Genomic DNA, 10,829 nt, shown 5'->3' with positions numbered 1-10,829 from the left:
CCAAAGCTGATACTTTGACGCGGGGTGGAGCAGCCCGGTAGCTCGTCAGGCTCATAACCTGAAGGTCGTTGGTTCAAATCCAACCCCCGCAACCATCTTTACTTGCAACCCCGCCGCACCCGCAGCGGGGTTTTTGCTTTGCGCGGAAAGTGTAAGGATTCCAGCAAGATCGCCGCGAACGTCGATCTCGACCTTGCCATCCACAGGCGTCAGCACAATGTCCTGAACCAGCGTGCGGATCACCTCGGCCGCCGCCGTCCTGCTTTCCTCGTCGTCGCTTTGCAGCGTCTCGTAGAGCTGTTGGACCCGCTTGCGGTATTGCAGCGCCATGTTCGGGTGCAGCAGGGGAGGCGGCTCGTCGGCCGTTACCAGGAAGTCGCTGAGTTCGGCCTTGCGCGCCCGAAGCTTGTCACCACGCTCCTTGACGTCATCGACGGACAGGGCGTCCTTGAGATACAGGTCCATCAGCTTCTGGACTTCACGGTCGATCTTCTCGATCTCTGCCTTCGCCCGGTCGATGTGGCCGCTGCTTTCCATTCGCAGGCGATTGGTCTCGCGCGTATAGGCGTCGCAGAACTCGGCGAAGATCTTCGGGTCGAGCATCCGGGTGCGCAGTGCGTTCAGGACACGCGATTCCAACTCGTCACGACGGATGTTGACCCGGTTCTCGCAGGTGCCCTTGTTGCGCGCCGTCGAGCAGCCGATATGCGACGCCGAGATCGCCGAATAGCCCCCGCCGCAGCACGCGCACTTCGTCAGCCCGGAAAACAGATACCTCGGCCGACGGCGATAGTTCATCTTCCGGACGTCGGCGACACCGCTCTGGTCCCGCTCCGTCCGGTTCTCGCCCTGCCGTGCCTTCACCGCATTCCAAAGCTCGTCATCGAGGATACGCAGTTCCGGCGTGTCCTGAGTGACCCATTCGGATTCCGGGTTGGGACGCGCCTGGCGCTTGCCGGTATCGGGGTCTTTGACGAAGCGCTGGCGGTTCCAGACGATCTTGCCGACATACATCTCGTTGTTGAGGATGCCGTTCCCGCGCCGGGGATTGCCGTTGATCGTGCTGAAGCCCCAATCTCCGCCGGTCGGCGCCGGAATGCTGTCCCTGTTCAGGGAGACGGCGATCATCTTGGCCGACTTGCCGGCGGCATAGTCGCGGAAGATACGCCGGACGACCTCGGCCTGCGCCTCGTTGATCGTCCGGTCGCCGCGGACGGGCTCGCCGTTGCTGTCAAACTTCTTGACCACATCGTAGCCGTAGGCATTTCCGCCGCCTGACTTGCCGGCCTCGACCCGGCCGCGTTGCCCGCGCCTGGTCTTGTCGGCCAGATCCTTCAGGAACAGGGCGTTCATCGTGCCCTTGAGCCCGACATGCAACTCGCTGATCTCGCCCTCCGACAAGGTGAACATCTTTACGTCGGCATAGCGCATGCGCTTGTAGATGCCGGCGATGTCCTCCTGATCGCGGCTGATCCGATCCAGCGCTTCGGCCATGATCAGGTCGAAGCGCCCACGGGCGGAATCCATGATCAGCGCCTGGATGCCAGAACGCTGAATCATGCTGGAGCCGGAGATGGCGTGGTCGGAATATTCCTCGACCACAGTCCAGCCTTCCTTCTCTGCGCGCAGACGGCACATGCGGAACTGATCGGCGATGGAGGCCTCGCGCTGGTTGTCGGAGCTGTAGCGGGCGTAGAGTGCGATCCTCATCGGGCATCCCTCCTTATCGGGAGTCGCGCGAGGGCCGTCCGTCCATCTGCGACAGGAAATTCTCTCGCGCCAGTTGCTCGCCGAGCAGACGGGCGAGCCGCACGAGGCGCGGGTCCGGGTCGCCGCGCGGGGTGAAGGTGAGTTCGGATGCGTCGACCGGCATCGCATCGAGCAGCGCCTCGCGCTCGCTCTGCAATGCCTTCGTCGATTTGCGTGCATCCTGGGTCATGCCATAAGAAAATCACGGCAAATCCCGAATAAGCAACTGAATCCAAGGGAGAATTGGCGGCGGCATCTGGCGCGTTCCCGCGTGTCGCGGCGCAGAACAGCGTAGAGGAGCGTGCCCTGTCGGAGTAAAATAACCTATGGGTTCTTTGCGAAATCCGCTGCTGGCGCATGTGATCTCCTCGGCGGGCGCCCATCGTTTGTCCTGATAAGAAGTTAACCGAGGCGCAAGTGAACAGACTTTAGCGTATTGCGTTTGGCGCTACAAGTCTCTATATTCCCCTCAAGGAGACGATCACATGGCCAGCACCGTAGAACGTAAGGAATACCCGATCTCGATGCGTCTGCCCGAGGCGGACGTTGCGATGATTGATCGCGCGGCGAGTCTGCGCGGCCGCTCCCGCACGGATTTCGTGCGGGATGCCGCCGTGCGCGCGGCCGAGGAAGTCGTCATGGAGCAGGGGTTGATCCGCATGAGCCCGGAGGGATTTGCGGATTTCATGGAAATCCTGTCCCGCCCGCCCACCATCGTCCCTGAGATGATGGAAGTGCTGAAGCGGCCCGCGCCGTGGGAGCCCGGCTTTGAGCCGAAGCGGTGAGCCGTGGCTTTATCTGCGCCCGAGCCGCTGACTGCGGCCCATGACGTTTCAGCGTTTTCATGCGGCAAGCCCACGCTCGATCACTGGCTGAAGACCCGCGCCCTTGCCAATCAGGAAAAGGGCTTCACGGCAGTCGTCGTCGTTCACGACGCAGGGCGCGTTGTCGGATACTATGGCCTCGCACCGACGGCGGTGGTGCCCTCGATCCTGCCGCGCGCGATCCGCACCGGGCAGCCGCCCAACCCGGTTCCCTGCCTGCTTCTTGGACAACTCGCCACGGACACAGAATGGGCAGGGCAGGGCATCGGCACCGGCTTGATGAAACACGCGCTTCAGCGTTGCGTTCAGGCTGCCCGCCTGATCGGCGGACGGGCCTTGATGGTCAATGCCGTCGATGACGAGGCTGCACGGTTCTGGCAGAGACATGGCTTCATGCCCTCCAAGGATGATCCGCTGGTCCTGCTGCGGGCGATTTCTGACATCGCCGTGATGGTGGCGGATGTCCAGCCCTAACGGAGCCCGTATGAGTTTTGGTGTGAGGCAAAGCCAGCACGTTGCGAAGTGCCCCGCATGCGGAAAACCGCATCACTATGTCGAGGTAAAATTTCCGGTCGAGAACGATCGCGGCGGCTGGGAGGTCGCATGCTTGGAATGCGGCAGTCCCTTCATCATTCGCCTGCGAAATCCGGAGGAATCGAGCCAGCGCGACTTCAGCATTTCGCAGCGGTTCGATGATGAACGTGGTGGCTATCACGGTTCCGCACCGCCCGCGACAGAGGTGGTCGAGCACTCGCTTGATCTAAATGAGAGTAGGCTGCGTTTTGATTACAGCAGCAGCCCAATCTACCGTTGTACGCAGTCTGGAACCGATCTCGAAAAAGCAGCGCTAGGGCAGCTTGAGGCCCATCTTTCCGCGGTTCATGACCAATTTTACATTGCTCGGAATTACATGCTCGCGAACAAGGTTCCAGATATCGATCATGTCGTGGTCACGGTCCCCGTGCCGTGCCAATGCGGTACTCACCACAACGCCGTCTTCTATTTCCGTCTCCTCCTCAATGATACGCCTGCGCCCAAGGCTTCGGAAATGCTGCTCGCCGATGTCCAGGGCGCGTCGCTGGACATCGAACTGACTGGCATTCACTCGAAATCGTTTCTGATGAACACGCTGGAAAAATTGATTGCCCGCTGGCAGCTCAAATTCGACCAGATTGTCATCGCCAGCCCCTTCATCGCCCATCAGTATATGTCGAAGGAAGAGAAGCTGAAGGTCTGGGAGTGGCTCCTCGGCATCCTCGCCCCCCAACGCACCCTCTTCATTACCCGATCAAGTAGCTACAAGGACTATAAGACAGCGCTGCTGGAGTCAGGGCTCGACCACGACATGCTCGCCACCTTTGGCCTGGAGAGTAGGATCATCGGCGTCGGTGCCAAGAAGCAGGACTTCCATGCCAAGGTCTATATCGGCGTGGGAGACACATGCGAGATATTCAGTGGCTCGGCCAATCTCGTGCCTGGCAAGTCTATGGAAAATGCTTCGTTCGCAACCATGGAATTCAAGCGTGTCGTAGCCAGATATCTGAAACCACTTGGCGCTACCCTTCCACCAGTTTCCCCACGTGTGCCTTTCCATCTTGGGATCAGGCTGAAGGATGGCGCTTGGACTGGGAATATCGAAAATGGGGCGTCGCCAATCTAGCGGGGAAAGCCTTCCCCCTGGCCGGCACTTCGTTGCCAGCGCACCCCCATCTGCGGGGAGACCCCGCAACGCCCCCTATAGAGTGAGAGTGCGGACGGGTTTTCCGTGACGGGTTGAGGGCTGGGAGAGAGGCTTCCGGCGCCCGTCGCGGAGAACCGCGATGACCAGACAGGATCGCCGCACGCGCCCCGGCCCCGACCGGGCGAGCCTTTACGACGAAATCACCGACAAGATCATCGGCGAGCTGGAGGCCGGGCGTCTGCCCTGGGTCCAGCCCTGGGGCGCGGCGGCCGTCAAGGCGCCGCTCGCCATGCCGCAGAACGCCGCAACCGGCCGGCGCTATTCGGGGATCAATGTCCTGATCCTCTGGGGCGCCGTCATCGAGCATGGCTTCCCCGGCCAGAGCTGGCTCACCTTCCGCCAGGCGCTCTCGCTCGGCGGCAATGTCCGCAAGGGCGAACGCGGCACCACCGTCGTCTATGCCGACCGCTTCACTCCCGAGGACGAGAAGCGACGCGCCCGCGAGACCGGAGACGAGCCGGACCGCATCCCGTTCCTCAAGCGGTTCACCGTCTTCAACGCCGCCCAATGCGACGGGCTGCCCGAGGAGATCGCCGTTGCCGCGCCGCCGCCCGCGCCCGGCCTGATCGAGCCGCGTGCCGAGGCGTTGATTCGGGCCACCAGCATCGACTTCCGCATCGGCGGCGACCGCGCCTTTTATATGCCCTCGCAGGACTTCGTGCAGGTGCCGCCTCCGCAGGCGTATTTCGAGCCTATCAACTGGCATCGGACGGCGCTGCATGAACTCGGTCACGCCACCGGACACCCCTCCCGCCTCGACCGCGATTTCTCCGGCTCCTTCGGCACGAAGAAATACGCCTTCGAGGAGTTGCCGAGATCAACGCCGCCTTCTGCTGCGCGTCGCTCGGCATCGTGCCGACTGTCCGCCATGCCGATTACATCGGTTCCTGGCTGGAGGTGCTGCGTGAGGACAACCGCGCCATCGTCCGCGCCGCCTCGCAGGCCAGCAAAGCCGCCGACTGGATTCTGTCCTTCCTGCCCGATGTGGACGGGATCGGCACGGCCGACGACGAGCGGGAGGCGGCGTGATGAGTGCGCTCGCCTTTCCAGGCTTCGCTCCCGATCCCGCGCAGGCGGCCGACATCCGGCTGCGCGTCCTCAGCCTCGGCGCCGGCGTCCAGTCCACCACGCTGGCGCTGATGGCCGCGCATGGCGAGATCGGCCCCATGCCTGATTGCGCGGTCTTCGCCGATACCGGCTGGGAGCCGAAGGCGGTCTATGAGTATCTCGACTGGCTGCGGTCGCCCAATGTCCTGCCGTTCCCCGTCCATATCGTCTCGGCCGGGGATCTGCGCGCCGACCTCATCGCCGGCGCACGCGGCGAGCGATGGGCCTCGATTCCCGCCTTCACGCGCACCGTCACACCCGCCGGGACCGAGCTACCCGTCTATGACGAGGACGAGAACGGCGACCTCGTCGTCGTCGGCTCCCGCACCGTGAAGACCGATCGCGTCGGGATCGGTATGATCCGACGCCAATGCACCGGCGACTACAAGATCGTGCCGATCCGGCGAAAGGTGCGCGAACTGCTCGGCATTGCCGGGCGGCGCTCCCCAAAATTTCCGGTCGTCGAGCAATGGATCGGCATTTCGCTCGACGAGGCGCTGCGCATGAAGCCCTCGTTCGAGAGCTGGCAGGTCAATCGCTGGCCCCTGATCGAGCGGGGCATGACCCGCAACGACTGCCTGCGCTGGCTGGAGCGGCACGACTATCCCCTGCCGCCCAAGAGCGCCTGCATCGGCTGCCCGTTCCATTCCGACGATCGTTGGCGGCACATGCGCGACCATGATCCCGAGGCATGGACCGACGCCGTGTCAGTCGATGCCGCCATTCGCACCGGGTTCCGTGGCATTCGCGGCGAGATCTATCTTCACCGCTCCGCTGTCCCTCTCGACCTGGCCGATCTGTCGACCGAGGCCGATCACGGCCAGCTCGACCTCTGGCCGAACGAATGCGAGGGAATGTGCGGAGTGTGACCTGCCTGAAACCCGCGCAATCGCAAAGCCGGATTTCCGGCTTTGCGGCTTTCCGGTTCTGCGACGCCGTGCCTCTGGAGTCAGAGGGCGGCGCTTCGCCTCGTGACGGGTTGCAGGCTGCGAGAGAGGCTCGCGGCCGCCCGTCATGGAGAAAGGTTAATGACCACCACGCAATCGCGGAACCCCCTGAAAATCTACCTCGTCTGTTACGGTTCCGAAAACGAGTCCTGGCTTTGCGATGCCGAGGACCGCGATCACGCCGTCGAGCAGTTCAACAGCGCGGAGATGGACGGCGACATCAACGAGGTGTTCGAGTGCGTCCCCGCCTTGAGCCGCTATTTCGTCCGCCAGCGCCGGGCGATGTGGGTCTGCTTCGTCCAGGAGGTCGAAGCCGAAGACGAAGAGGCTGCGGTCGATGCCTTCTACGAGCAGTTCGACCCGCAGCATTCGTTCGTGGAAGGCGCCCTTCAACATGCGGATCACGGCCCGGCAATTGTCTTCGACAGGCGGGACTACCCGTCCGCGCAGGAGGTCGCCGAGGCCGACTGATCGGAAGCGGGTTTGCGGTTCCGCGATAGTCCGGTGCCGGTTTGATGGCGCTGCCCTCCTAGAGTGAGAGGGCGGCGCTTCGCTTCGTGACGGGTTTAGGGTCGAGAGAGAGGCTCTCGGCGCCCGTCGCGGAGATACCACGATGGCAAAAGCTGCCAAGAAGAAGCCCACTGTCCCGATGATCGTCTTCTCGCGGGCGCGCGACATTCCGTTCGACCGGATCAGGCTGTCGGACAGCAATGTCCGCGAGATCGACGTCGAGGCAGGTCTGGACGAACTCACCCACGACATCGACCGGCGCGAAGACCTCGTGCAGGGCCTCAATGTCCGCGCGATCCTCGACGACGACGGCAACGAGACCGGCGATTTCGAGACCCCGGCCGGCGGCCGCCGATACAGGTCCATCGCGCGCCTCGTCGAGGCTGGTCGCTTCCCGGGCGACGGGCTCGTCCCCTGCATCGTCAAGAAGGCCGAGGCCAAGACCTCGGCCGTCGACGACTCGCTGGCCGAGAACCTGCTGCGCCTCGCCCTGCATCCGCTCGACCAGTTCAAGGCGTTCAAGCGCATGTTCGACATGGGCATGTCCAAGGAGGAGATCGCCGACGCCTGGCGGACCACGCCGCGCTACATCATGCAGCGTCTTCGCCTCGCGACCGTCGCGCCGTCCCTGCACGATGCCTATGCGCGGAACGAGATGACGCTGGCGATGCTGGAAGCCTTCACCGTCAACCCCGACCACGAGCGCCAGCAGCAGGTCTGGGAGCGCATCAGCACGTCGTGGCAGAAGGAGCCCTGGCAGATCCGCAACATGCTGACCGAGACCACGGTTCCCGCTGCCGACAAGCGCGCCCTCTTCGTCGGTGTCGAAGCCTATGAGGCAGCGGGCGGCCCGGTGCTGCGCGATCTCTTCTCCGATGAGAACGGCGGCTGGTTGCAGGACGTCACGCTCCTCGACCGGCTGGTCGACGAGAAGCTGCGGGTCGTGGCCGACGAGATCGCCGGTCAGGGCTGGAAGTGGATCGACGCTGCAGTTGAACTTCCCTACGGCTACACCAACGGGCTCCGCAGGCTGGTCGGCGTGACCCAGGAACTGACCGACGGGGAGCGCGCCGCCCGCGAGGCGCTGCGCGACGAATATGACGAACTTGAAGCGCAGTATGCCGAAGCCGAGGAACTTCCCGATGAGGTCGATCAGCGGCTCGGGGAGATCGAGGCCGAACTGGAAGCCTTCGAGAACCGGCCCATCACCTTCGCCCCGGAGGATATCGCGCGGGCCGGCGTGTTCGTCAGCATCGGCCGCGACGGTGAGCCGATCGTCAGCAGCGGCTATGTCCGCCCCGAGGACGAGCAACCAGAGACCGTCGACGGCGAGGATGTCGGAGAGTCTGCGGACCCGTCCGATCCCGATGCGGTGCAGCGTGCCGTCATCACCGTCGGCGGCGAGCCGGTCCCGGATGGCGACGATGATGAGGACGATGCCGTCAAGCCGCTGCCCGAGCGGCTGGTGACCGACCTGACGGCCTGGCGAACGCTCGCCCTGCGCAATGCGCTCGCCGAGAATCCGCACGTCGCCATGACGGCCCTGCTGCACAAGCTCGTTCTCGACACCTTCGAGCGCACCTCCACCTCGGGGACGAGCCTCTACGCCGCGGTGCGTTACATCTACCTCCCGGCCGATGCGACCGGGCTTGCGGACAGCGCCGCCGCGAAGATGATCGACGAACGCGCGGACGCCTGGCGGGGGGACATTCCCTCCGGCGATGACGACCGGCTCTGGGACTGGATCGACGGCCTCGACGATGCCAGCCGCCAGGCGCTGCTCGCACATTGCGTCAGCTTCGGCGTCAACGCGCTCTACGAGCGGCCCAACCCCTATTCGGGGAACGGCATCTCGCAGCACGGTCTCGACCGGCGTATGGCCGAGGCCGAACGGTTGGCTCAGGCCACCGGCCTCGATCTGGTCGAAGCGGGCTGGAGGCCGACGGTCGAGAACTACCTGGGCCGCGTAACCAAGACCCGCATCCTCGAAGCGGTGCGCGAGGGCGCCGGCGATCGTGCCGCCGATCTCATCGGGCATCTCAAGAAGGGCGACATGGCAAAGGAGGCAGAACGGCTCCTGGCCGACACCGGCTGGCTGCCGGAGCCGCTGCGCCCCGCCATGGAGGCGCAGGCCGTGGATGGTGCGACAGATCAGGACGACGGCGGCGTGGCGCTGCCGGACTTCCTCGCCGGTGACGATGAGGACGAGGTAGAGGCCGCCGACGGTCCGGTGGCTCTCGTCGCCGCCGAGTGACACCCATCTGCGGGGCGGCCTCCGTCGCCCCGTGTTCCATCCCTTTCCACCCCAAGGCCCGGCATCTCGCCGGGCCGTTTTCGTTTCAGGAGACCAGATTCATGTCTGCTTCCCTCATCTTCGACATCGCGCCGCTCGGCTCGCTCGTGGCCTACAGCGACGGTCAACCGAAGCCGCCCGCGCGCTTCACGAAGAAACTCGCCGCTTGGAAATCCCGCAACGGGGTCGGTCGCCTCGTGCGCAAGGAGCCGGGACGCGAGCGCCTGACCTACACGACCCCGCCGTCCTTCACCGTGCATGAGGGCGATTTCGGCGAAGGCGGCATCATCCTCATCACCGTCATGCGCAGCTACGGCATCGACAGCGATCTGAGCTTCCGGGTGATCGAGCGCCCAAAGATCGGTCAGGTCCGCGTCGTGCAGGATGTCGGGGAGAACGTCGAGCTGCTGCACCTCGCCGAGGACCGCGAGGCGGCCGAACTCTGGCTGGCCAGAAAAGGATACAGCCGCGCCCGTCTTGAGGAGATCACGGCCGACGAGGTTGGCGCCGATGCGATCGAGGGTCGCGCCGCCGCGTGATCATCGCAACCCCATCCACATGGCCCGCTGTCCTTCGACGGCGGGCCATTTTCGTTTCAGGAGAACATCATGGCTATTCCCGATCCCGTCCGAACGAATTTCAACACTCTGCTCCGCGCTGCCGGTGACGGCAATCTGGCGCTGATGGAGTGCCTCGACGCCGAAACCCGCGAGGTGCGCTACGTCCTGTGCGCCGTGGGCCGCGAGGCCGGGGATTACGTCTTCACCCCGTTCGGCCATCTCGCCGATGGCAACCCCTATGACGCATATCTGCCGCCGGACCCAGGCAACCCGACCGGCTTCCTCTCGCAACCCGAGACAGGAGGCGCATCATGATCACCGTCGATGAAATCTTCGCCGACGACCGCCGCAATCCACCCTCGGAGCGGTCGCTTCCCTGGGAGGAAACGCGCGGTGGCCTCACCGTCGTCGTGGAGCCGAAGCCGCATTGGGCCGAGGACATGCGCGCCTTCCGGCTCGATGCCCGCGAATACTGCCGTTATACCGACTGGACCGCACATGGCGCGCGGGCGCGATTCTACGGTCATATCGACACCTCCGGCGACGATGTGATGATGAATGCCCGCGCGATGATCGTCCGCGAGATCGCGGATGGGCTCTGGAACTGAACGGCGCGCACCTTGCACTTGTCACCGGGCCGTCGGGTATCGCTGCACAGGCAGCGATGGATCGAGGTCCAGCTTCACTATTGTGCTGTCAGCTTCTCGCTGCGGAACAGCGGATTCCATCCCCGGCCTGAAACACATCGGGGAAATCAGCGTGGAAACGAGGCTGGCGCGGAAAGGCAACTGCGATGGTTTCCCGGCATCCCGTCAGAGGCAAGGCACCATCCCCCGCTTCCATTCGCGAACCTTGGTCCGGTCGTCTCTTCGTCAATCAACCCGCAAGGGGTCGGCTTACGCGAGCGTGCCGCCCTCGCGGATTCGGGGCACATGCCCGAACGCGCGAGGGTGATTGCAGATCCGGCCGGACACTTCGGGCGCCTGTCGCGCGGGGGATGGTCCCCATAGGCGCTAACTTAAGGGTTGGCGTTTTGCGCTTTCGATGATTCAACATCGAGATGAAACGCGCATTTTCTCTCGATGATGACTGGTCAAG

Annotated in this window: 11 protein-coding genes, 1 tRNA gene and 1 pseudogene; 11 read left to right on the top strand and 2 right to left on the bottom strand. The window is 64.0% G+C overall.

Translation table 11 applies throughout. The annotated features are described in order from the left end of the window. Positions 1-18 precede the first annotated feature (18 nt). Positions 19-95 (top strand) — tRNA-Met (locus C7441_RS23590). On the opposite strand, the gene C7441_RS23585 is transcribed toward C7441_RS23590, so the two are convergent. Continuing rightward, a complete protein-coding gene (locus tag C7441_RS23585; RefSeq protein WP_109614973.1) occupies positions 52-1,710 on the bottom strand; it encodes a recombinase family protein in 1,659 nt (552 codons plus the stop codon). The genes C7441_RS23590 and C7441_RS23585 overlap by 44 nt on opposite strands. Positions 1,711-1,723: 13 nt before the next feature. Continuing rightward, positions 1,724-1,939: a hypothetical protein gene (locus C7441_RS23580; protein WP_109614972.1), complete on the bottom strand. Its 216-nt coding sequence runs from the start codon at positions 1,937-1,939 to the stop codon at positions 1,724-1,726. Between the two features lie 295 nt (positions 1,940-2,234). On the opposite strand from C7441_RS23580, the gene C7441_RS23575 reads away from it, so the two are divergent. The 10 genes and pseudogenes from C7441_RS23575 (at position 2,235) to C7441_RS23530 (ending at position 10,339) form a co-directional block, all read left to right on the top strand. Continuing rightward, complete coding sequence (locus C7441_RS23575) at positions 2,235-2,534, top strand: type II toxin-antitoxin system TacA family antitoxin (protein ID WP_109614971.1); 300 nt, start codon at positions 2,235-2,237, stop codon at positions 2,532-2,534. Between the two features lie 3 nt (positions 2,535-2,537). Continuing rightward, on the top strand, positions 2,538-3,047 hold the full coding sequence (locus C7441_RS23570; protein WP_109614970.1) for a GNAT family N-acetyltransferase: 510 nt from the start codon (positions 2,538-2,540) through the stop codon (positions 3,045-3,047). Positions 3,048-3,057: 10 nt separating this feature from the next. After that, positions 3,058-4,233, top strand: coding sequence for a phospholipase D-like domain-containing protein (locus C7441_RS23565; RefSeq protein ID WP_146201560.1), 1,176 nt, complete (start codon positions 3,058-3,060; stop codon positions 4,231-4,233). Between the two features lie 160 nt (positions 4,234-4,393). Continuing rightward, positions 4,394-5,343: pseudogene (locus tag C7441_RS23560) on the top strand (ArdC family protein). Continuing rightward, the gene (locus tag C7441_RS23555; RefSeq protein ID WP_109614968.1) at positions 5,343-6,290 is read left to right on the top strand and encodes an adenine nucleotide alpha hydrolase family protein; all 948 of its coding nucleotides are present in this window, start codon (positions 5,343-5,345) and stop codon (positions 6,288-6,290) included. Before C7441_RS23560 ends, C7441_RS23555 begins: the two are co-directional and overlap by 1 nt. A 159-nt stretch (positions 6,291-6,449) precedes the next feature. Continuing rightward, on the top strand, positions 6,450-6,839 hold the full coding sequence (locus tag C7441_RS23550; RefSeq protein WP_109614967.1) for a hypothetical protein: 390 nt from the start codon (positions 6,450-6,452) through the stop codon (positions 6,837-6,839). Between the two features lie 142 nt (positions 6,840-6,981). Continuing rightward, complete coding sequence (locus tag C7441_RS23545) at positions 6,982-9,132, top strand: ParB/RepB/Spo0J family partition protein (protein ID WP_109614966.1); 2,151 nt, start codon at positions 6,982-6,984, stop codon at positions 9,130-9,132. Positions 9,133-9,233: 101 nt separating this feature from the next. Then, positions 9,234-9,710, top strand: a complete 477-nt coding sequence (locus C7441_RS23540) for a hypothetical protein (protein ID WP_109614965.1) — start codon at positions 9,234-9,236, stop codon at positions 9,708-9,710. A gap of 69 nt (positions 9,711-9,779) precedes the next feature. Next, on the top strand, positions 9,780-10,046 hold the full coding sequence (locus C7441_RS23535) for a DUF6117 family protein (protein ID WP_109614964.1): 267 nt from the start codon (positions 9,780-9,782) through the stop codon (positions 10,044-10,046). Further along, the gene (locus C7441_RS23530) at positions 10,043-10,339 is read left to right on the top strand and encodes a hypothetical protein (protein ID WP_109614963.1); all 297 of its coding nucleotides are present in this window, start codon (positions 10,043-10,045) and stop codon (positions 10,337-10,339) included. Before C7441_RS23535 ends, C7441_RS23530 begins: the two co-directional genes overlap by 4 nt. The last annotated feature ends 490 nt before the right edge of the window (positions 10,340-10,829 follow it).

Origin of the sequence: Pseudaminobacter salicylatoxidans, assembly GCF_003148475.1 — a bacterium.
GTDB classification, from domain to species: domain Bacteria; phylum Pseudomonadota; class Alphaproteobacteria; order Rhizobiales; family Rhizobiaceae; genus Pseudaminobacter; species Pseudaminobacter salicylatoxidans.
This window is presented reverse-complemented; position numbering and strand designations above follow the sequence as displayed.

What these genes read in the sequence shown, in the direction of transcription:
- C7441_RS23585 (WP_109614973.1), bottom strand. Translation starts at nt 1,710, where the DNA reads ATGAGGATCGCACTCTACGCCCGCTACAGCTCCGACAACCAGCGCGAG.
- C7441_RS23580 (WP_109614972.1), bottom strand. Translation starts at nt 1,939, where the DNA reads ATGACCCAGGATGCACGCAAATCGACGAAGGCATTGCAGAGCGAGCGC.
- C7441_RS23575 (WP_109614971.1), top strand. Translation starts at nt 2,235, where the DNA reads ATGGCCAGCACCGTAGAACGTAAGGAATACCCGATCTCGATGCGTCTG.
- C7441_RS23565 (WP_146201560.1), top strand. Translation starts at nt 3,058, where the DNA reads ATGAGTTTTGGTGTGAGGCAAAGCCAGCACGTTGCGAAGTGCCCCGCA.
- C7441_RS23555 (WP_109614968.1), top strand. Translation starts at nt 5,343, where the DNA reads ATGAGTGCGCTCGCCTTTCCAGGCTTCGCTCCCGATCCCGCGCAGGCG.
- C7441_RS23550 (WP_109614967.1), top strand. Translation starts at nt 6,450, where the DNA reads ATGACCACCACGCAATCGCGGAACCCCCTGAAAATCTACCTCGTCTGT.
- C7441_RS23545 (WP_109614966.1), top strand. Translation starts at nt 6,982, where the DNA reads ATGGCAAAAGCTGCCAAGAAGAAGCCCACTGTCCCGATGATCGTCTTC.
- C7441_RS23540 (WP_109614965.1), top strand. Translation starts at nt 9,234, where the DNA reads ATGTCTGCTTCCCTCATCTTCGACATCGCGCCGCTCGGCTCGCTCGTG.
- C7441_RS23535 (WP_109614964.1), top strand. Translation starts at nt 9,780, where the DNA reads ATGGCTATTCCCGATCCCGTCCGAACGAATTTCAACACTCTGCTCCGC.
- C7441_RS23530 (WP_109614963.1), top strand. Translation starts at nt 10,043, where the DNA reads ATGATCACCGTCGATGAAATCTTCGCCGACGACCGCCGCAATCCACCC.